The following is a 21,278-nucleotide window of genomic DNA, read 5'->3' as shown; positions in this document are numbered from 1 at the left end:
TCTCAAGGAAACTCACTATTGATCAACTTGCACCAATGGCATTTCACATACCAGTAACGCCTCGGCCTTGACCGAGGCAATCGAAGGTCGGGCTCGCCAAAAACTTAAGCGAACGAGGAACCCACCGGTACACGCTTCGATGTTGTGAACCACCTGTGGAGCCACTGCCTCACCAACATGAAGGAGCACGGTACGTTTCAGCGCGCTTCATGCTGTCTTTCAGAACGCAGGATGTCTGGTGACCGAGTCGCCCATGGGTCAAGAGTCATGGCATCGATTTTCGCGCCCGACGCATCCAACCGTTCCAGGCTGGCATCAAGTAACAGCCAGTCGCCGCGAGAGTGAGTCGGTAATGAAGCCTGCGTGCACAAAAAGAATGAAGGCATGCGCCTTCGCCTTCGGATTGATGATGGCGTTTGCAGACTCGACCCTCGCCCGCCCCCTTACGCAGTCGGATCTTGTCGAGCTGGCCCAGATCGGTGCTGCCACCGTATCGGGTGACGGACAATGGCTGGTATGGGAGCAATCCTCAGAGAACCTGCTTGCGAAGCGAACGCAACGCTCGCTGTGGCGCCTTGATCTCACGCGAAGCGGCGGCAAGCCCGAGAAACTCACCACCCTTGATGACGCCGCGCCGACGGCTCCTGAGTTTGGGGCGGACGGTGCGTTGTACTTCCTGTCCGAACGGCCATCGGCGACGCCGACGATCTTTCGGGTCGCGATGGATGGCACCAGACCAACGGCCGTTTTGGCATCCGACGGCCTTGGGGGATTTCGCATCGCTCCTCGGGGCGATTCCATTCTCGTCTGGGCGGATAGACGGCCGCACGCGTCATTCCTCGACGACAAGGGCGGCGCGCCCCAAGCCATCGGCGGCGCACGGATCTTCGATCAACTTCCCATCAGGCACTGGAACCAATGGGCAGACGGCAATCGGTCCCAGTTATTCCTGATGCGTTTGCGCAGTGGACAAGTCACAGGACGAGGCTGCGCGGTTGCGCCCACGCTGGTCGGAGACGTTCCATCCAAGCCTGGCGGCGGAAAAGAGGAGACGACGTGGAGCCCGGACGGCAAAACGATCTATTTCTCGCTAAGAGTTTCCGGCCGGATCGAGCCGCTATCAACCAATGCAGATATCTACGCCCGGCAAGCAGACTGCTCCGATGGTCCGGTCGATCTCACCGCTGCGAATGCAGCAGCGGACGACCTGCCCACGGTGTCGCCCGACGGGCGATGGCTGGCGTGGCTCGCGGCCTCGCGTCCGGGCTATGCCGACGACAGGCGCGTGGTGTGGCTTCGTGATCTGGCAAGCGGAATGATTCATCCGCTCACCCAGGAATGGGATCGGTCGCCTGATGCCATCGTCTGGTCCGCCGATTCGAGAACGCTCTACGTGACTGCCAATGACACGCTGGACCATCCTGCGTTCATCGTCGATGTTGAAGGCGGTGCCGTGCGGCGGCTGACCGCCTCTGGCCATATCACGCTGATAGCGGCCGAGCCCGATCGTTCGCTGATCCTCAAGAAGGATGGCCTCACGCAGCCGCCGGATCTGTGGCGTCGAGAAGCTTCGGGAGAGCTTGAGAGGCTCACGCATATCAATGCCGAAAAACTGGCTGGAATCGACTGGCCACAGGTATTTCGTTTCACATTTATCGGCGCCAAGGGAGACGAGGTTTGGGGTCTGGCGCTACGCCCACCTGAGCTGGCTCGCGGCAAGAAAGCCCCCGTCTCGCTGATTGTTCATGGTGGTCCGCAATCCTCGCTCGGCGACATCTGGTATGCCCGATGGCCGTTGAATCTGGCGCTCTATGCGGAACACGGTTATGGCGTGGTTTCCATCGACTTCCATGGAAGCACGGGGCACGGCCAGGCGTTCACGGATGCCGTCAATCGCCATTGGGGTGATCTGCCTCTTGAGGACATCCAGCGCGGCCTGGCGGCAGCGATCGAGCGCTTCGATTTCCTCGATGGCGATCATGCCTGCGCGGTAGGCGCCTCGTACGGCGGCTACATGATGAACTGGATCGAAGGCCATTGGCCGGACCGATTCCAATGCATCGTCCAGCACGACGGCATCTTCGACGAACGCGGGATGACCTACGAGACGGACGAACTGGCCCAGGATCACTGGGACTTCGGAAACCAGCCGTACTACGTCGCCCCCGCCGACTACGAGCGCTGGAATCCCGTCAATGCCGTTGCCCAATGGCGAACGCCGCAGCTGGTGATCACTGGCGAAAAGGACTTCAGAAGCCCCAGTGGGCAAGCCGTGGCGGCGTTTACAGCGCTGCAGGAGCGAAATATTCCATCCAGGTTGATCGTATTCCCCGACGAAGGGCACTACGAAGTAAAAGCGGCGGACACCATCCAGTGGTACGACGAAGTCTTTCAATGGATGGACCGGTGGACATCCAGCGCTGCGAACGCGAATCGAAGGCAGGCCGCTCGGTGAAGTCGATCCGGTGCCACATCCGGCGGCATCGTTGGCCCCGCCCCTCCGAAGCACCGCAAGTCCCTGACACAGCAATCCTTACGACCGGCTTATTAAATCGCTTTAATAAATCTTAGCTTTACCTTACAAAATCACTTTCACAAATCTTATGATTATCTTAGCGAAAATAAATACGATTATTTGGCGAATTATCGAATAATCATTTTGTTGCCAAATTGTCATTTGCCGTCATTACGGTGTCGCCCCACGTCGCCTCTTCCCAAAATCAACAACGGGCACACCATGACACGGCATATTTCGGCGCTATTCGGGCGCTCCCGCACCACGCTTGCTCTTTGCCTGGCCGCCGCGATCGCCTCCCCCGCATGGGCTGGCGACAACGCCACCGCCGACACCAGCGCCACGCCGCAACAGGCCAAGAGCCTCGATGCGGTGCAGGTGACCGGCACCGACACGGTGACCACGATCGCCCCGTCGCAAGCCTCCATGGTGGCCACCGAGCCGCAGTCGACCATCGGCCGCGTCTACATCCAGGAAAATGTGCCACCGACCGGCGACTACACCGACATCGCGCAAATCTCGCCGAGCGTGTACACCGTGACGCCGAACGGTTCGGGCCTGATGGAGGCGCCGGTCGTCTCCATCCGCGGCTTCCAGGACGGCCAGTACAACGTGACGTTCGATGGCATTCCGTGGATGGACTCCAACGACTTCACGCACCACTCCACTTCGTACTTCACCAACCAGCAAACCAACTCGGTGACGGTGGATCGCGGCCCCGGCACCGCCGGCACGCTCGGCAACGCCACCTTCGGCGGCACCATTTCGGTGGATTCGCTCAATCCGCAGCAGCAGTTCGGCATCAACCCGTACATCAGCCTGGGCAGCTGGGAAACGGCGATCGAAGGCGCGACGATCAATACGGGTGCCTTCACCAGCAGCGGTACCAGCGCGGTGATCAACCTGCAGAACAGCTCGTCGGACGGTTACCTCACCTTTGCCGGCCAGCGTCGCCAGACCGTGTTCGCCAAGGTGGTCCAGCCCTTGGGCGAGAACACCACGCTGACCTTCGTCGCCATGGACAACGAGCTGAACCAGTACGTGCCGTTCGGCGCCACCAAGGCGCAGATCGCGGAGCACGGCAACAACTATGCGCTGAACGACGACCCGACCAGCCAGGCCTACTACCGTTACAACAAGGACGAGATCAACACCAACTTTGGTTACATCGGCCTGCACTCGGCGTTCGATGGCTGGACGATCGACAACAAGGTCTACACGTACGGCTACAACCATTTCGGTTTCAACGGCCTGGATCCGAACGGTGAAACGCCGAACGGCACGTTCTATAGCGCCACCGACGTGCCTGGCCAGCACATGCGCAACACGAACCGTTCGTGGGGCGACATCTTCCGCGTGGGCAAGGAACTGGGCCCTGGCGAACTGCGCGCCGGCGTATGGTACGACCACCAGGACGACATCCGCTGGCTGTATGAGTTCGACGATACGATCAACCAGCTCAATCCGGTGATCGCGCCCGGCGCGTCCTCGCTGGCGCTGGCTTCGGCGGATCGGCGCATGACCGACACGCTGATCACGATCCAGCCGTTCGTCGAGTACCAGTGGAACATCACCGACAATGCGTATGTCATTGGCGGCGTGAAGTACAACAACTTCGAGCGCGATCTGAACGCAACGGTCAACCAGAAGACGGAAACGCCGCTCGACTATTCCAAGAAGTGGAATGCCACCCTGCCTTCGGCCTCTTTCCACTACAACTTCAGCTCGAACTGGACGGCTTATGCGCAGTGGGCCAAGGGTTACCTCGCGCCCAACCTCAACCTGCTGTACGTGCCCAATCCGGCGGTTTCCGATAGCGCCGTGGCGCCGGAAAAGACCACCAATATCCAGCTCGGCACCACCTGGACCGACGATCGCCTGACGGTATCGGGTGATGTGTACAAGATCGACTTCAACAATTTCGTCCAGAGCCAGAAGGTCGGCGGCGTCACCGAGTTCTACAACGGCGGCGGCGTGCACTACAAAGGCCTCGAGCTGGAAGGCACCTACGTGCTCGGCGCAGGCTTCAGCGTCTACGCCAACGGCTCGCTCAACCGTGCGATCCAGACCACCGACAACCAGTGGAATGCGAACACGCCGCACAAGACCGCCGCGATTGGTTTCATCTATAGCGACGGTCCCTTCTACGCATCGCTGTTCGACAAGTTCGTCGGCAAGACCTATTACACGGCCAATGCTGAGGACGACACGCCGATCGGCGGCTATGCGATCACCAACTTTGCCGCCAGCTACAAGTTCGATCCCCACATCAGCGATGTGAAGGACATCAAGATCGGCGTGCAGCTCAACAATCTGTTCGACAACACGCACATCAACGCGCTGGCCGGCGTCACGGCGGCGGACAGTACGCCGCTGTACTGGACCATTCCGGCGCGCAACTTCAACTTCACCATTTCGGCTGACCTGTTCTGATGAAACGCCTTGCGCTCTTGTCGTTGATGTTGCTGATCGGCCAGCCCGCACTGGCCGATGGCGTCAGCCCGAATCGTGCTTCTATCGAACTGCCGAACCTGCTGCCGCCTCCCCCGGCAGCAGGTTCGGCTGCGGCCAGGCAGGATCTGCAGGCCGTGCTCGCCGTACAACGGTCGCGAACGACCGACGAACAGTCGGCAGCGAAAGCGGATATGGAACGCTCCATTTTCCGTTTTGCCGACACGCTTGGCCCGGCCATGCAAGCGGCGACATTGCCGAAGACGGCCGCATTCTTTGAACGCGTCGCCGACTTCGACAAGGCCGAGGTGAAGGATGCCAAGCTTTACTGGCGACGGCCCCGTCCCCCAGTGACGTCCGACCAGGTGCACCCGCTGTCCAAGGAAAAGCCGGACGATTGGAGCTACCCGAGCGGACACGCCACCTTCGGCTATACGACGGCGATCTTGCTTGCCAACATGGTGCCGGAAAAGCGCACGGAAATATTCGCTCGAGCCGACCAGTACGCGCAGCATCGCGTAGTGATGGGCGTGCATTTTCCAAGCGACGTGGAGGCCGGGCGCCTGGCCGGAACCGTGATCGGTGCGCAGTTGCTACAGCAAGCCGACTGGCAGGCGGACTACCAGGCGGCGTGCGCTGAACTTCGGGCAGCACTGCAATTGCCGCAATCGCCCCCGCAAACACCTTGATACGCACTCAAGGCAGGGAATCTAACTGGTGCTGACCAACGCGGGAAAACGCGAACGGCGCGGAGCTGGTGAAACACGCCCCCAGAGTTGACCAGCCCCGCCCCCTGTTCAGTCGGGCTCGTGGACGGAGCCCGGCGAATGGATCAAGGTCCCGCCGCGATAACTTGCCCCGATCCGCGCCGCCCTGCACTCCCTTCCCTTCCCTGGGAATCGTCGAGCTCTGCGTTGGGCCAGAAGCAGACCTGGGCGATGGTCTTGGGACCCATCATTTCGAGAAAGCTTCAGCGCTACTTGTCTTCCGAAATCGTCATGCCACCTATGCTCACGCCGAGGTCGATACCTTGGCCTGCGCCAGATAGCGCAAGCGAGACCTGGCCCTTGGTGAGCACCTGTGCCGTGCCGGATTTCACGGCGCCTGCGCTGGCATCCGCCTGTGCATAGGTGCCGAGCACATCGCCAATCTTGGTGATATCGCTGAAATTGCCGATGCCGTTATCAATGCGCGATTTGCCGGCCGTCAGTCCGCCGCCATGGCTTTCGATCTTGACCTTCATGGTCTGACCGTTCGTGCAGGTAACCACGCCGGTTCCGCTCGTGTGCTTGTAGATCACCGACCAGCCGGATAGGTTGAACCGCATGGTGCATTCCAGGTTGGCGGCACTGACGATCTGGCAGAGGGTTAGCGCGCATAACACCAAGGATGTCTGAACGAGGCGTCGACCTTTCATAGGATGACTCCGTGACTGAGAGTGAGAGTTCCGGCTATCCATCGCATGCTGGGTGACGCGACACCTGAATCCTGATGACGATCACCGGGGTGAAGATCACCGATTCTCCATGTACCCATACCGCAGCAGCAGCTCATCGTCCCGCAAAGACGCGCTTCAGAAAACCGTAGTTTTACGCAGAGTCCGGCGTGCCAGTCGATCCATGCCGCATCGGATGGCGAAGTCGCTACCGCGCGCGCCATTGCCCTGGCCAAACCCGATGATCAGGCCCGAACGAGGGATTCGAGCATCGGCGACATGGCAATGTGCCGTTGTGGAGAACGTATCGGCTTGGTCCATGTCTGGCCAAGCGATCTCTGAGTAAACGATGGTCAGGGCATGGTTACAGAGAAAAAAGCAGCAGACGCTTCGATCTGCGCGTCGTCCATTTTTGATGCAACCTCGGTCATCGATCCCGGCTTGGGCGGTGCGGCTCGGGCCCTTGCCTGGAATTCGTGAATCCGTGCGATCAAGAATGTCTTTGGCTGGCCCGCAATGGACGGAAAGCGCGCGCCGTTACCTTGCCCGGATGGGCCGTGGCAACTAAAACAAGAGGGAACGCCATGCGTGCCCCCGCTTTCGGCAAGCCGCCTGCCAGCCGAAATCATCTCCGCCGAGGGAACATGCTGTGCCTGCGCAAGCGGTGGATGTTGCCCTGAAAAATACGTTGCAAGCGCGTGCATGTCGTCCTCGGAGAGCCTTTGTGCTACCGGTTGCATGACGACGCTGGTTCGAGTCCCGTCCTTGAACATCGACAGGGCGTGCGCGAGGTAGTCCGCATTCATGCCGGCCAGGCGAGGCGCACCCACTGCATCGGAACCCGCCCCGCGATCGCCGTGACAGCTCACGCACAGGGCGACAGGAGGTGCCTGGGCCGCCAAGATCGTGGTGGCGGTGGACGTGGCTGATGGTCCGGCCATCGCAAGTGCTGGCAGCAATGCGAGCAGGATGCAAAGGGTGACGACTCGACTTAGTCGGCCAGAGGGAGATTCGTCCTTGCCATGCCGAGTGTGCGGGAACCCGAGATGTCGCCAAACATGGGGAGTAGGCATTGTTCTGCACTACATGAAAGCGGAGTGCCGACGATACACCGGCTACCTGTTTCGATGCCGCGCATGCGCATCGTTATCGTTTGTGCCTTCATCGCGCTCCCTGGAGACGCAATGTGACCGGGCAGTCGGCAGACAGTCGTCCAGCTGTTCGCATCAACGCCGGGCCGGAGTTCAACGGGCTCGCGTATGGCGGAATCTCGCTGACGCTCACGCCACGCGAGCGCAAATAGATCGTCGGATCGAATGGTGGTTGGCGATCCTGGTTCGAATACGCGCATCGCCCGCATGAAGCCATCGACCGTATCGCTCGCGAGCAAAGGTGTGACCTCATCGTGATGGGTTCCCATGGCCGCTCGGGGATGGATCGCCTTTTACTGGGTAGCGAAACCAACAAACTGCTTCTGAGTACGGAAGTGCCTGTCCTTGTGTGTCATTGAGATCGATGATGGAACGAGAACGGCAGCGCACTGCACGATGCGCCGTGGCCCGATCACGCGCGCGTCCTCGCATCATCGTCCCGCGCTCTTGTGTTCACCACGCAACAACTAACTAGCCAGCGCCTTCGTCGACTCCCGCCTGCTTTCGCCAGCGTGCCGGGGTCACGCCCATGTGCAGCTTGAAGGCTCGCTGGAAGGCGGCTTCGGACTGATAACCGATGGCTTCAGCAATGGCGCCGGTGGAGGCGTTCGTTGTTCGCAGTTCGTTCGCCGATAGTGTCATGCGAATATCCGTCAGCAAGTCGCTGGCCGACATGCCGAGTTTTTCCTGGAACAGACGGACGAACGTCGCCCGCGACATATTGCACTTCTGTGCGAGCAGCGGAAGCGTCCACGGATGTCCGGGGTTGTGGAACATGGCATCCAGTGCCGGAGCAAGCCGCGGATACCCCGCCAATGCCAGCAGCCCGGCGGGCGCTTCGCCCGACGCACTGGCAAACCGCAGTGTCAGGGCAAACAAGGCAGTCGACAAGGCGTCGAGCATCGCGCGTCCACCCAGGAAATCAGCACCACTCTCGGCTTGCATGAGCGCCATGAGGCTGTGTAGCGCTGCGCCGCTTTCCTCGCCGTCCGATATTGCCGCGGCAACGCCGGTGCGCGCGATGAGGCGCGCCGGAAGATAGCGGCGCAGGAGACGCGCATGCGGGGGCGACAGCACAAAGCGTCCGCACAGCATATCCAGCCGATCACCCCTGCCTGCGTTGTGACTGAACACCAGGTTGGCGGCAACGCGAGTCTTTGCGGGCTTGGCACGAGCTCCGCTGCCGTCGTGCAAGCTATGCGCTTCACCATGGGCCAACAGCAGGATGTCGCCAGCTTCCAGAACTTCGGGCTTCCCTCCATCGGGATCGACCAAGGATGCCGAGCCACTCAGGACGATGTGGTAGGCCATCTCGCCGCTTGCAAAAGCCGCCTGATCAATACGCCAGGGCGCTCCGTATTGGCAGCGCAAATCGAGCTGCCCGTGCACCGGCGTCACTTCCAGCAATCGGCTCAACCAATCGAGCGGTGGAGACATGGCCCATCTCCTTTGATACGTTTGAGCATGTTATCAAGACGATTCTATATTAATCGTCTCAGCAGTCCTTCGTAAAGTGGCTCCGTCGCACAGATCAACCCGAGCGGATGTGACGCCGCCCTGGTGGCCCGATGCACACCACGCGACTTCTGCCAACCCATCTCACGAAGGAAAAGCCATGAACGCCCTCCTCCAGCTTCTTGCCAAATCCGGCCTGTTGAAGAAAGACCTCGATTACCACCTGCTTCGTGCTGCGATGGTCGTCATCTTCGCCTGGTTCGGCTACGACAAATGGTTCCAGTCCGAGATCACCGCACTGGCACCGCTGATCATGCACGGGCCTCTGATCTTCTGGACGATCCCGGTGCTGGGCATCCACGGCACCGCCATCCTTCTTGGCACTGCCGAATGGACGTTCGGTTCGCTGCTGCTGTTGGGCTTCTGGAACAAGAAGCTGGGTGTGTTGGGCGCGCTCGGCTCTATCGCCACCTTCATCTCCACCCTGACGATTCTTCCGTTCGTACCCGATGGCTGGGACGCTGGCGCCGGCGGCTTTCCCGCGATGGCGATGAACGCAGCCTTCCTGTTGAAGGACCTCGTGCTGCTAGTCGTATCGGTCTATCTGCTCAGGGAAGACGTGATCCGCGCGTTGAATCTTCCGCGCAAGCATTGATGGTCGCGGCCTGCTTTCGAGGTCGTACGGCGCGGGAGGCTATCGAGCCTCCCCGTTGCCGCGTGTCGAACAAATCAGGCAAAGGCATGGAGCTCACGCCGATCCCATGACTCGCTTCAACCAATCGAGTGCGCCGCCTACCGAACGAAAATCGTCAAGGCTTCGCGCGGGAATCCCGGGATAGGCGCCTGCGGCCATATCGGCGAGGGCGCGACCGGGACCCAGTTCCAGAAAGACGGTGGCGCCCGCCTCCACGCAACCCGCCAGGCACTTTTCCCATTGGATGGGATGCGATATCTGCAAAGCAAGCTTGTGGATATCGGTGCAGGCATCCAAAACGGGATCGCCATCGATGCCACTGAAGAGACGAACCTTCGGTTGGCGTGCGGTTTGAAGATGGACGTCTGCCAGCGCGCGGTCAAAAGCGACAGAAGCGTTGGCAAGCAGATAGGTATGGGAAGGCACGTTCACGGGAATCGACGAAACGCGTAAGGCGCCATGTTGGGTGGCTTCGTGCGCGATGAGGTCCAGTGCGTCCTTTTTACCGGCGAGTACCCAGGCGTTGGCGGGATTGCAAATCGCAATGGCTGCTTCGCGACCTGCGCATAATTGATCGACGCTCGCCCGATCCAATCCACGAATAAAGAGCATGCCTTCATCGCCATGGCTTTGGGCATCCATCAGGCAGGCCCGTGTGTCGATGAGGTCGAGCGTGTCGACGGCTCCTGTCAATCCCGTCACGCCCCAGGCGGCGACTTCGCCCACACTGTAGCCGGCCACACAGCGCTGGCCCGGAAGTGCGCTATCGAGCAGCGCTGCTGCGGACAGTGCCTGGAGCGCGCATAGCAGTTGTGCCGTCCGATTGAGGTGGAGTGTCTCCTGGTCGGCTTGCCTTACCAGGGTGCGGGGATCGCTGCCGAGCTGCGCCGAGACATGCGAAAACAATGAAGCGGCTTGAGGTGCGTCGCCTGTCAGCTCGAACATGCCGGCGTGTTGACCGCCCTGCCCGGAACAAAGAATGGCCAGTGCCATGCTTTACCTCATCTCAGCGGCAGAGCGATGCGATGGCAGCTGTTCCAGTGCCATGGCGAAGACGCTCATGGCGAGTAGGTCTGCCGCACCACCCGGACTGAGTCGGCGCCGGACAAACGCGCGATGAATGCGTTCGGCACGTACCTGCCACGCCGGATCGCCGACGCCGCCTTTGTCGAGAAACGTTTGCGCTGCTTGCTGCGCAAAACGCAGACCCTCCGCGCCGCCGCGATGCAACAGGTTGGTGTCTTCGATGGCGGCAATCAGGGCAAAGCACGCCTGTACGCGCGCCGCTTCGAGATGGCCCGGCGCAAGGCGTTGCGCATCGTGCAGTGCAGGCAGTCCAACTTCATAGATGCTGGGGAAACCTTGCGCTGCTTCCTGGCGAGCACCGCCGGCACCATAGCGCGCGCCGGCCATTTCGCCATGGCTATCGGGGAGTCTCGGACCGGCAAGGATCTCCCTGCCCCATCGACGCTTCACCACGGTGCCCAAGGCTTCACCCGCATCGACAAGGCCGGCTTCTCGCAAGCCTGCCGCCGCGCAGAGCAAGCCGACACCAAAGATCGCGCCGCGGTGCGTGTTCACGCCACCGGTGGCAGAGAGCATGGCGCGTTCGGCGCGCAAGCCGATCTTGCGTAGTGTTGTCATGGAGGCATTGTGCATGCCCGCTTCGGTCAAGGCGGCAATGTAAGGCCGCAGAGCCGATGCGCTCCGCCTGAAGGTGTCGGCGTCCATATCCAGATGGCTCCCCGTATCGACATGACTCACCAGGCCAGGCTTGGGCCACGTCTCGATTTCCAGTATCAAACTGCGCTCGGCCCATGCCGCCACGCGCTCCTGGAAAGACTGAACAGGCAGGCGGTCGGCCAGGAGAGCATGCGACGCAGCGGACATGCGAGCATTCATGATGCGATTCCGATGAACGATTCACGCCGACACAGGATCACGTCAGCAGCCCTCTTGAGGATCAGCTCAGGCACGCCGGAGTGCAGTTCGCGCCAATTCACGCCGGCGCCATCGGCACGCAGAAGTTCACCATCGATTCGTACCGGTGCGTGCGAATCGATATCAGCCAGGTCCGAAAGAAACCAGCTGATCCGATTGCGATCTGGAAGCGTCCAAACGATATCGAGATCGGAGCGCGGGCTCAGATAGGTCAGGCCTGTCAGCCGCTGCCATGCCAGGCTGCCGAACACACGAGCCTCCACGCCATAGGCCCCTGCGTGAGTTGCCAGTTGCCGCAGGCTCGGTCGCCACGCAGCTGGTGCCGTATCGACGCATTCGGCCAGTGTGGGCAGCGGGGTCGCGGCAACCATATCGTCGGCGGCCATCTGTATGGCTATGCGTCGCTTGCCTGCCGAAGGCGGCAGCGGCAAGCCAAGCGGCAACCCGTCACTGTCGCCGGGCGCGGGGCGACGCACGATGAGTGGCCAGCCGCGAGCTACCCAACCGGGCAGCAACGGCTCATTCGCCAAGTCGCTACGTGACGCCAGCAACGCGTTCCACGCAGCGGAACTGACGTGAACCAGCCGGTGTCGCTGCAGCAGCGGGTCAGACTGAGGCGCGTGCAAGTTCATGGACACGCCTCGCGATATCGGCAGCCTTGGGGCGACCGTTGCGTTGTGCACCAAGTTGGTCGCGGTTGTCTTCGCGCTCGGCCGGACGGGACAGTTGCGCCTGCAGTTGGTCGGCGAGCGAACTGGCCGGGTCCAGCGTGACAGCCACAGCGCCCGTCTGAAACAGGTTGTCCAGACCAGGCGCAAAGACCGGCGTGGACCTGGCCTTCTCCTCAAGCACGTCGATGGACAATTTGGTCACGCGCGACATGGAAGGAAGATCCATCACCGCCGGCTCCGCACCGGGCAGCGCCAGCAGCGTGCGTGTTGCCAGCGCCGTGGCGATGAACGCCCCCGCGGCTGTATGGCCATAAAGCAGGCCGACCGTGGGGTGCCCCAGCTTGTCGGCGAGTATCAGGCACTTCGCCAGATGCGCCAGGAACTCATTGATGCCCAGCAGCTCGTCGCGCTTGCTCATGCGCTGGCTGCCGCTGTCGATCAACACCAGGATGGGCTCGTTGCTACCTGACTTGATGACTTCGATGACGTCACTGGCGAGCCTGGCGGCCTCTTCCACGCCGACAGGCGTTTGACCTTCGACGCCGATCACGGCGATCGAACCACCCTCCGGGAGACGGCCCTGCCCGGATATCAGGCCGCCCACACGGACGACGTCGTGGCCACCAGGAAACAGCGATGCAAGAATCTTATCGAGCGTCATGACGAAGCTCCTGAAGTCGATCGGCCAGCGCAACGAATGCCTCGTAGGACATGGCGGGAATGTTTTCCGGCTCGCTCGCGCCCAATAAGCGCCAGATGTCGAGCGCATCGGCGCAAGCGCCAAAGTCGCCGATACGCTGTGCAAGGCGAGCCTGCTCCGCCTCCAGCGTGGCCAGCGTCGGCGCCGACACAAGCTCGATGAGATAGCGGGCGGCATCCCGGAAGCTGTCGATGGTGTCGTCGGCAAACACGTCCGCACCGCCGATCAGGCGCCGATGTTTGCCGCCCATGGTGCGCCATACCAGGGCGCGGTCCCTGGAGTCGAATTCCTCTACGCCACGATTGGTCTCAATGACTTCCGGCCCGGAAACACTGATGCGTCCCTGTTCCGACACCGCCAGGGCCGAACAGCAGCTCGCAATCAATCCGCCACCGCCGTAGCATCCTGCTCGGCCACCCACCAATCCCACCACGGGCACACCGGCGAAGCGCGCTTCCATCAAGGCGCGCATGATCTCGGCAATCGCCAGTTCACCGGCATTCGCTTCCTGCAGGCGCACACCACCGGTGTCCAACAGCATAAGCACCGGCACCGAGGCGATATCGCGGGCGGCACGCAGCAGTCCTGTCAGTTTGGCGCCGTGTACTTCGCCAAACGCGCCGCCCATGAAACGGCCTTCCTGCGCGGCAACGAACACGGGCGCGCCATCGATCCGGCCGTGCCCTACGATCATGCCGTCGTCAAACTGCTCGGGCAGGTTGAACAGCGCCAGGTGCGGACTTGTCTCGCGCATCTCCGGGCCGATGAATTCCACGAAGCTGTTCGCGTCGAGAAGACCTTCTACACGCTGTCTGGCTGAGGCCTCGTACCAGCTATCGGTTGATACAAAGGACTGGAGTCCGAGTTTCGTATTGTCCAGGGCAAGCGTGCTCATGTGTGATCTCCTTCCAGGGCGCTAACCGCCTGCGCCAGTCGAAGAGCGACCGTGTCGGGTCGCGCGCCACCGTCGTTGACCGAGAGCTTCAGCCCTCCCGGCGAGCGGCGTTCGACGAAGTCGGAAATCACGGCCTGCCACACGTCGCCGAAACCTTCTGCTGCCGTGCGAATGTCCACTTCACACTCCCCATCGGGAAGTATGCGTTCGACCAGCACCTCCAGATTTCCGGAGGCCACCACGCCGACGATGGCCTGTCGCCTTGTGCCCTTTGCGCGCTGCTGCGCCTTGTTGCGGTAGTTGAGTGTTTCCACGATGGGTCTCCTCACCAATTTCGGAATTTGGACGGCGGTGCGTACAGACGGCCGGACCATTGCACCAGGTCCTTGATGGAGCGTGCAGCCAGCAAGCGGCGATCGGCGTCCAGGGGGTCAATGCCCAGATCTTCCGGGCGCCGGATCACGCCGCGCTCCCTCAACTGCTGCACCAGCTTCTTGTCGCGCGCGCGCCCTACGTCGGTATAGCCCGCGACGCCGCGAATGGCGTGCTCCCGCTCATCATTGCTACGGCACAGCAGAAGGTTGGCAATACCTTCTTCGGTGACGATGTGGGTCACGTCGTCGCCATAGACCATGACGGGCGCCAGTTCCAGGTCGAGCTTTGCAGCCAGTTTCAAGGCGTCCAGTTGCTCCACGAACATGGGGGCGTTCTTCTCGCCAAAGGTCTCGCCAATCTGCACGACCAGCTTTCGACCACGACGCAACGGAGCAGGACTATCGGGATCGGCTTCCTTGCCCGCCTGCAACCAGGCCTGGCTGGGATGGCGCCGGCCGCGTGCGTCGCTACCCATGTTGGGAGCGCCGCCAAAGCCCGCCACACGGTCGGCGGTGACCGTCGATGAATTGCCATGCAAGTCGATCTGCAGCGTGGAACCGATGAACATGTCGCAGGCATACAAGCCGGCGGTCTGGCTCATGGCGCGATTGGAGCGCAGGGAGCCATCAGGGCCCGTGAAGAACACGTCGGGCCGCGCCTGGATATAGCCATCCATACCCACTTCCGAACCAAAGCTGTGGATCTGCCGCACCCAGCCCGATTCGATCGCGGGGATCAAGGTGGGATGCGGATTGAGCGCCCAATGGCTCGCCACCTTCCCCTTCAGGCCCAGGCGTTCGCCGTAGGTGGGCAGCAACAGCTCGATGGCGGCCGTGTTGAAGCCAATGCCGTGGTTGAGGCGCTGCACGCCATAGGGCGCGTAAATGCCCTTGATGGCGAGCATCGCGGTAAGGATCTGTGTTTCAGTGATGGCGCCGGGATCGCGCGTGAACAGCGGCTCGACGTAGAACGGCTTGCCGCTTTCGATGACAAAATTCACCCAGTCGCCCGGGATATCGACACGGGGCAGCTTGTCGACAATCTCATTGACCTGCGCTATGACGATGCCGTCCTTGAACGCGGTCGCTTCAACGATGGCCGGGGTGTCCTCGGTATTGGGCCCCGTATAGAGATTACCTTCGCGGTCGGCACTGACCGCCGCGATCAATGCCACCTGGGGCGTGAGGTCGACGTAATAACGTGCGAAAAGCTCCAGATACGTGTGTATCGCACCAAGCTCGATCTTGCCGGCAAAAAGCAATTTGGCGATGCGCTGGGACTGCGGTCCCGAATAGGCATAGTCCAGGCGCTTGGCGATACCGAGCTCGAAAAGATCCAGGTGTTCGGGAAGCACCACGCCCGACTGCACCATATGCAGGTCATGGATTCTGTCTGTGTCGACCGCAGCCAGCGCGCTCGCCAGCAGGTCGGCCTGCTTCTGGTTGTCGCCCTCAAGGCACACCCGATCGCCGGGCCGAATAACCGCCTCGAGCAAGGCCGTGGCGTCTGCTTTTGCGACCCGCTTGCCCTGCGCGTACGTCGCCCCTGCGCGTAGCCTCTCATCGCGCAGGCGCTGCGCGCTGTCCCAGACGGTCATACAAAATCCTCCACGTACTTCAATCAGAGCGTTTCCGCCGATAAGCGATGACACGGGAGTCGCGGTCAGAAGGCCCGCTGCAACATGCCTCGCATTCGATGGAAAGATCCTAACGCGCGGAACGACTGGGATTTATGAAGTTATCAGAGGGGATTCAGAGGGATCCTCGATGAGAGCAGGCGCGAGTGCAAAATCGGGGGTCAGAGTGCACATTTTTGCACGCCTTTTGGCCACGCGAGAGTTCTGGTCGCGAACTTACATCTTGCGGGCTGGACGCAAAGCTAGCTGACGTGCCGTCTCGAAGGCTGCGTCCTTGCCCATGTTCCAGTCTTCAAATCTGAGCGGCACGACGATATCCGGCTGCAGAGTCTTCACTCTGACTGGATAGAACCAGTTGAGCCAAAAGCATACGCGCCAGTTCTCGCAGGGCTGCTGGTAGTCGTGTTTCGCCGTCTGCGCGTAGACGCATACCTTGAGATTGGGCAAGCAGGCTTTACTGCCCTCGGAGAAAAAGGACAAGCGATCGCCGACGGGTTCGCCAATGATGGTGACCCGGTCGCCGCCAGCGTCTTTGACGAATGCAGCCGTCGTGATCGCAGCGGAAAACGTCTGCGAATTGGCGAGCACGAAAATGCGGCCGTCTCGCGCGATCACGTTGGGTAGTGCATGCGCGAAGTGCCAGGTGTTGGTGTAATCGCCACCACCATCGCCGCGCAGGTCGAGTATCACGGCGCAAGGCGGGTTTGCGCGAAGCGTTGTTTCCGCCGCGGTGAGAAACGGCGCAATCCGGTGGCTGCCGACGTCCCCGATACTCTGCAGTTGCACAACCTGGGCACAGCTGCCCGCGGCGGGGAATATCCGGTAAGGGTTATCGAGATCCCGCCACGTTTGCGGCAGCTCGGCGGATTGCGGATGGTATGCGCTCCAGCCTTGCTCGGCGCCCTTGCTCAACTCGGGCGACAGCCAGGGTCCTTCCAGAGGCATGCTGTCGTCCTTGCGCTTCGAATAAGCATCCAGCGGACGCGTCACCGTTCGACCGTCGGGCAGCACGACAGTCCAGGTCGAAGCCGTGGCGGTGGCAGCGACGCCCAAACCGTAAAGCAAATCCTGCACGCTGATGTATGCCGCATCGTTTTCCCGGCGAAATGGCTCCACGCCGCCGCGAAGCGTGTCCAGTTGAAGCAAGATCTGATCGATCGGATGACCGTCGATACTCACTACGCGGCCGCCGAGCATGTCGCGATAGGCAGCCGCCGCCCGGGTTACGTAGAAACCTTCCGCAAAGCGCGTCACCCTTAGCGGAACGAGCAGCGTGCCCTGATCGGACGTTGCATCCATTCGGGAATGACCATTGTCGGCCAGCGCCATCACTTGCATTAGCGCCACGTGCAACTTGGCTGACGGCAGCGCACTTGGCAGGGCCCGCAGGGCGGCGATGCGTGCTTCCGCCTTTTGGCGGTCGGCAGGTGAAAAAGCACGATCGCGCGCTACCACCTTGGCGAAATAGTCGACATCTTGCTGCTGCGCCTCCAGTGGCGACGCCGCTGTCGGATAACTAGCGTCTGGCGCAGCGCGATGGAAATTGAAGTGCAACGCAAGAGCGAACCCGCCTGCGATCACAACGAGCGCCAAGGCCGCACTTGCGGAAATAAGGGCCACTCGTCGAAGGATTGCGCGCACTGATCACCCGTTTGTTCAGTCCGTGACGCCCAGCATCGCCTACAGGTTGCATCGGCCGCCTGATAAGCCAGTAGTGCCGCAAGTCACATGGGCCTGGAGGCTTGCCATGAGCGCCCTGGCTCGCGGGGATAAAGCTGAACTGCCCGGTGGGTGACCTGATACCGCAATAACTTCATCCAGTCGCAAGCGCAGCGCTGCCATGCAATGGCCCGCCCGATCGGCAGCGGGCCACCTCACAGTCAATGCTTCGCCAGCTTCTCCAGCGTCTTGCCCTTGCAGGCATCCGGCACGAGCACGGGGTTGCACCGTGCAGCGACGCCATCGGGCAAACCAACCTGATAACCGTGCTCCGATGGTTCACCGGCGGGATAGTCGGTGCTGATCATCTGCGCGCCGCTGTTGATGACGGCATCGCGGCGGGTGCCGTCGTTGCGCTTGCCCTGCCCTTGCTCCGGGTCGTCCGAACGCGTGCGTACCAGGTAGCCGCGATGCACCAGTTCGTTGATCTGCGCTGCGGTGCACTCGTTGCATTCGGTGAAGGCTGCGTCCGGCGCGCCCGGCGTGGCGTTGGTGAAGATCATTCGGTCCTTCAGCACCGGATGTCCTTCGAGATAGATAGACTCCGCCTTGCGCTGGTCGAGCAGGAACACCACCTTGCCGCGTGCCTTGGTCAGTGTCGGCCAGCCGCCTTCGCGCACGGCCTCGTCCAATGTGGCGTGGCCGCCGCGCACCTGGTCGGGCGTGATGATCTCGTCGGCGGCGAAGACGGAAGCGATCTCTTTGTCCAGTGCGTCGAACACCGCCGGCGTGAACGGATCCGGCGTCACGCTGGGAATCTTTGCCTGCAAGGCGCCTTCTTTCGTTTCGATCAGGATAAAGATCGGTACGTGACCCGGATGCGCCTTTGACCACGTCCGCACTTCCGTGAGGCAGGCGGTGAACGGCTGGCAGGTGCTGCGCTGATCGATGTCCTGGATGTGCATTACCTTGAAACCGGGTTGATCGAACGCGCCCGGCGGCGCCATCGGCGGATCATCCGGCAGGCCGGCCAGGTCGATCATGTGTGAGATCGACGGATGCGCGTACTTGCCGCCTTTAGGGTCGGCAAACACGTCCAGCTCGATCTGTCGCACGCCGTCGTCCAGCTGACGTGTGAGCGCCGGATGGCTGTAGTCGATGGCGGCGAGCGCCTGCGGCGCTTCCGATTGCATCAGCCGCGTGGCGCTGGGCGCGAAGCCCATGTGATAGCTGTTGTGCGTGCCGATGACCTGGATCTGGTTGATGCGCAGCGCATCGTCGGCCGCAGCCGGCGACACCAGCGCCACGGCGGTCAGTGCAAACAGCGACCATGAAATGGAATGACGGAGAAGCATGTCGGACATCCTGAAATCGTGGAGAGACCGCGCCGGGTTCGCCGGCGCGATGCAGGGAATCAACGCTTGGCCGTGCAGAGCGCAAAGCCGGGATCGGACAGGGACGGCGGCGGTGTTGCGGTGCCCCAGCGTGAAGGTGTCGGCCCCATGACCAGCTTCAGCGTGCCGCCCTTGGCGATCTGGCCGTGGCGGAACCACGCGTTGTCCAGCGGCTGGCCATTGAGCGTGGCCGACTGGATGTAGCGATTGACGCTGTTCCCGTCGAGGTTGTCCGCGACGATGGTGAAGGTGTGGCCGCCACCGAGGTCGATGTCCACGCGCGGATACGACGGCGTGCCGATCAGGTACACGTCCTGCCCTGCGTTCGGATAGAAGCCCATCGACTGGAACGCGTACCAGCTGGACATCGCACCGGAATCGTCATTGCCCGGAATGCCGTCACGCGTATCCTTGAACGCCTTGTGCAGATAGGTCAGCAATCGATCCGCCGTGCGGTCCGGGCGTCCGGCCCACAGATAGAGATCGGGTATCAGGAAACCTGGCTCGTTGGTGATGTCGAAATGCAGGCCGTCGAACAGGGCATCCAGTCGCTTGACGAAGGCTTCGTTGCCGCCGGACAGCTGCACCAGCTTGCGCACGTCCTGCGGCGCGTAGAGCGAGTACGTCCACAAGTCGCCTTCGTAGTAGAAATCCGGCCAGGTGCCGCGGCGCACCAGGTATTGCGGCGCCCAGCTTCCATCCGCGTTGCGTGGACGAAGGAAACCGGTGATGCCCTCCTGTTGCCACGAGGCATCCCACAGGTTCGCCCAGTTGCCGGCATGGGCCTTGTACAGCTCGGCATCCTTCGCATGACCAAGACCACAGGCCACTTCGGCGATGCCGAAATCATCATAGGCGTATTCGACGGTGCGCGAGCCGGCGCGTTCGGTCGGCTGCGCGATGTAACCGAGCTTGTTGTACGACTCCAGGCCGCCGCGCCCTTCCTTGCGTGCATTGGCGGGCGGCACCTGCGCATCTTTCTCCATCGCCTTCAGCGCCGTGGCGTAGTCGATACCGCCAAGCCCCTTGACGTAGGCATCGGCCACCAGCACGTCGGCATTGCTGCCGCCCTGCGTGCGGCCGTTGTCGTTGCCCACGCGCGCATCGGGCATGTAACCGGCGTGACGATAGGTATCGATCAGCGAACGCAGGATGTCACGCTGGCGATCCGGCGCGATCAGGATCAGCAGGGGCGCATCGCTGCGGAAGGTGTCCCAGATCGCCTGGAAGTCGTCGTAGTACGGCTCCTTCGAGGACCACTTCGGATTCTCGCCGGTGTGGTCCGACGGCATCATCATGGTGTGGTACAGCGCGGTATAGAACTGGCGACGCTGCGACGGTATCGCGCCGCTGATCTCGATGCGGCCCAGCGCCTTGTTCCACTGCGCCACGGCAGCGTTGCGCACGTCGTCGAAGCGCCAGTCGCGCACTTCTTCGGTCGCGTTGCGATGCGCCTGCCCTGCACTCACAAAGGAAATGCCCACCTTCGCCTGGATCGCCTGCCCTGGCGTAACGCGATAGTCCAGCGACGCGCCCGGCGGCCGGTCGCTGCCGGTGCTGGCTTTGGGCGTGGCGCTCAAGGTGTCGCCCAGCCACGTCTGTGCGCCTTGCGAAGGCGTATCGGTGATCAGGTCGACATACACGTCGTACTCGCCGCCCTCGTTCCAGCCGCCGATGTAGCGACCCACGCCGACGATCTCATTTGGTGAGACGACCGACATCTCGCCGCCGAGGAAGCGCTGCGTCTCCTCGCCCGTCCCTTTGACCAGCAGATCCAGGTCCAGCGTGATGTGTGCGTCGCCGGCCTGCGCGAACGTATAGCGATGCATGCCCACGCGACGCGTTGCAGTCAGCTCGGCTTTCACCCCGTAGCGATCCAGGTTCACCGCGTAATAGCCGGCGCTCGCCTGCTCGCCGCTGCGTGACGAATGGATGTCCTTGGGATCAAGAGCCCCCATGACCGGCGCGACGCGGATGTTGTCGTACTTGCCGCCGCCACCGCTCAGATGCAGATGGCTGAAGCCGCGGATGTCGCCTTCGCTCTGGAAACCCTTGCGGGCGCCGAAGTCGTGGACATCGGGACCTAGCTTCACCATGCCGAACGGCGTGGTCGCGCCGACAAACACTTCGCCGAACCAGTCCTCGCCGATCAGGGGATCAACGTCCGCCGCATGATCGGCGGCCATCGCGGGAACTGCGCAAACGAGCGTGGCAAGGCCAAAAAGTGTCACGCGCAAGACCTTGCGCAGCGATGGATAGCGTTTCATCAGGATCATTTTTCGACTGTCTTCTTCGTATAAGTCAAC

General features: G+C 61.7%; 18 protein-coding genes. 5 read left to right on the top strand and 13 right to left on the bottom strand.

The window, feature by feature from the left end; translation table 11 throughout:
* Window positions 1–352 precede the first annotated feature (352 nt).
* The 3 genes from AB4Y82_RS06515 to AB4Y82_RS06505 all read left to right on the top strand — a co-directional run bounded on the left by AB4Y82_RS06515 (window position 353) and on the right by AB4Y82_RS06505 (window position 5,655).
* Window positions 353–2,455, top strand: a complete 2,103-nt coding sequence (locus AB4Y82_RS06515; RefSeq protein ID WP_441611172.1) for a S9 family peptidase — start codon at window positions 353–355, stop codon at window positions 2,453–2,455.
* A 282-nt stretch (window positions 2,456–2,737) separates the two neighbouring features.
* Window positions 2,738–4,948 carry a TonB-dependent receptor gene (locus AB4Y82_RS06510; protein WP_441603883.1) on the top strand — a complete coding sequence of 737 codons (2,211 nt, stop codon included), beginning with the start codon at window positions 2,738–2,740 and terminating at the stop codon, window positions 4,946–4,948.
* A gap of 26 nt (window positions 4,949–4,974) precedes the next feature.
* Entirely contained in the window at window positions 4,975–5,655 is a 681-nt protein-coding gene (locus AB4Y82_RS06505; protein ID WP_441611171.1) for an acid phosphatase, read from the top strand.
* A 287-nt stretch (window positions 5,656–5,942) separates the two neighbouring features.
* Here AB4Y82_RS06505 and AB4Y82_RS06500 read toward each other — a convergent pair whose 3' ends face one another.
* Entirely contained in the window at window positions 5,943–6,383 is a 441-nt protein-coding gene (locus AB4Y82_RS06500; RefSeq protein ID WP_441603885.1) for a hypothetical protein, read from the bottom strand.
* 371 nt (window positions 6,384–6,754) lie between these two features.
* Window positions 6,755–7,342: a c-type cytochrome gene (locus AB4Y82_RS06495; RefSeq protein ID WP_441611170.1), complete on the bottom strand. Its 588-nt coding sequence runs from the start codon at window positions 7,340–7,342 to the stop codon at window positions 6,755–6,757.
* Between the two features lie 362 nt (window positions 7,343–7,704).
* Here AB4Y82_RS06495 and AB4Y82_RS06490 point away from each other — a divergent pair, with 362 nt between their 5' ends.
* On the top strand, window positions 7,705–7,911 hold the full coding sequence (locus AB4Y82_RS06490) for a universal stress protein (protein WP_441603995.1): 207 nt from the start codon (window positions 7,705–7,707) through the stop codon (window positions 7,909–7,911).
* A 112-nt stretch (window positions 7,912–8,023) separates the two neighbouring features.
* Here the strand turns inward: AB4Y82_RS06490 and AB4Y82_RS06485 are convergent, their stop codons facing one another.
* Window positions 8,024–8,989 carry an AraC family transcriptional regulator gene (locus tag AB4Y82_RS06485; RefSeq protein ID WP_441603887.1) on the bottom strand — a complete coding sequence of 322 codons (966 nt, stop codon included), beginning with the start codon at window positions 8,987–8,989 and terminating at the stop codon, window positions 8,024–8,026.
* Between the two features lie 178 nt (window positions 8,990–9,167).
* Between AB4Y82_RS06485 and AB4Y82_RS06480 the strand changes: the two genes are divergently transcribed.
* Window positions 9,168–9,662 carry a DUF417 family protein gene (locus AB4Y82_RS06480; protein ID WP_441603888.1) on the top strand — a complete coding sequence of 165 codons (495 nt, stop codon included), beginning with the start codon at window positions 9,168–9,170 and terminating at the stop codon, window positions 9,660–9,662.
* A 93-nt stretch (window positions 9,663–9,755) separates the two neighbouring features.
* Here AB4Y82_RS06480 and AB4Y82_RS06475 read toward each other — a convergent pair whose 3' ends face one another.
* The 10 genes from AB4Y82_RS06475 to AB4Y82_RS06430 all read right to left on the bottom strand — a co-directional run bounded on the left by AB4Y82_RS06475 (window position 9,756) and on the right by AB4Y82_RS06430 (window position 21,239).
* Complete coding sequence (locus AB4Y82_RS06475) at window positions 9,756–10,694, bottom strand: acyltransferase domain-containing protein (protein ID WP_441603889.1); 939 nt, start codon at window positions 10,692–10,694, stop codon at window positions 9,756–9,758.
* A gap of 3 nt (window positions 10,695–10,697) precedes the next feature.
* Window positions 10,698–11,603, bottom strand: coding sequence for a triphosphoribosyl-dephospho-CoA synthase MdcB (gene mdcB / locus AB4Y82_RS06470; protein ID WP_441603890.1), 906 nt, complete (start codon window positions 11,601–11,603; stop codon window positions 10,698–10,700).
* Window positions 11,600–12,274: a malonate decarboxylase holo-[acyl-carrier-protein] synthase gene (gene mdcG, locus AB4Y82_RS06465; protein WP_441603891.1), complete on the bottom strand. Its 675-nt coding sequence runs from the start codon at window positions 12,272–12,274 to the stop codon at window positions 11,600–11,602. The genes mdcB and mdcG overlap by 4 nt, the downstream gene beginning before the upstream one ends.
* Window positions 12,249–12,974: a biotin-independent malonate decarboxylase subunit gamma gene (gene mdcE / locus AB4Y82_RS06460; RefSeq protein WP_441603892.1), complete on the bottom strand. Its 726-nt coding sequence runs from the start codon at window positions 12,972–12,974 to the stop codon at window positions 12,249–12,251. Before mdcE ends, mdcG begins: the two co-directional genes overlap by 26 nt.
* Window positions 12,961–13,908, bottom strand: coding sequence for a biotin-independent malonate decarboxylase subunit beta (locus tag AB4Y82_RS06455; protein ID WP_441611169.1), 948 nt, complete (start codon window positions 13,906–13,908; stop codon window positions 12,961–12,963). Before AB4Y82_RS06455 ends, mdcE begins: the two co-directional genes overlap by 14 nt.
* Window positions 13,905–14,222: a malonate decarboxylase acyl carrier protein gene (gene mdcC / locus AB4Y82_RS06450; protein ID WP_441603894.1), complete on the bottom strand. Its 318-nt coding sequence runs from the start codon at window positions 14,220–14,222 to the stop codon at window positions 13,905–13,907. Before mdcC ends, AB4Y82_RS06455 begins: the two co-directional genes overlap by 4 nt.
* An 11-nt stretch (window positions 14,223–14,233) precedes the next feature.
* Window positions 14,234–15,880, bottom strand: a complete 1,647-nt coding sequence (gene mdcA / locus AB4Y82_RS06445) for a malonate decarboxylase subunit alpha (protein WP_441603895.1) — start codon at window positions 15,878–15,880, stop codon at window positions 14,234–14,236.
* Between the two features lie 255 nt (window positions 15,881–16,135).
* The gene (locus AB4Y82_RS06440) at window positions 16,136–17,512 is read right to left on the bottom strand and encodes a hypothetical protein (RefSeq protein WP_441603896.1); all 1,377 of its coding nucleotides are present in this window, start codon (window positions 17,510–17,512) and stop codon (window positions 16,136–16,138) included.
* 287 nt (window positions 17,513–17,799) lie between these two features.
* Entirely contained in the window at window positions 17,800–18,933 is a 1,134-nt protein-coding gene (locus tag AB4Y82_RS06435) for a phosphatidylinositol-specific phospholipase C1-like protein (protein WP_441603897.1), read from the bottom strand.
* A gap of 59 nt (window positions 18,934–18,992) precedes the next feature.
* The gene (locus AB4Y82_RS06430; RefSeq protein ID WP_441603898.1) at window positions 18,993–21,239 is read right to left on the bottom strand and encodes a GH92 family glycosyl hydrolase; all 2,247 of its coding nucleotides are present in this window, start codon (window positions 21,237–21,239) and stop codon (window positions 18,993–18,995) included.
* Window positions 21,240–21,278 lie beyond the last annotated feature (39 nt).

The organism is Dyella sp. 2YAF14, assembly GCF_052114725.1.
Classification (GTDB): Bacteria; Pseudomonadota; Gammaproteobacteria; order Xanthomonadales; family Rhodanobacteraceae; genus Dyella.
This window is presented reverse-complemented; position numbering and strand designations above follow the sequence as displayed.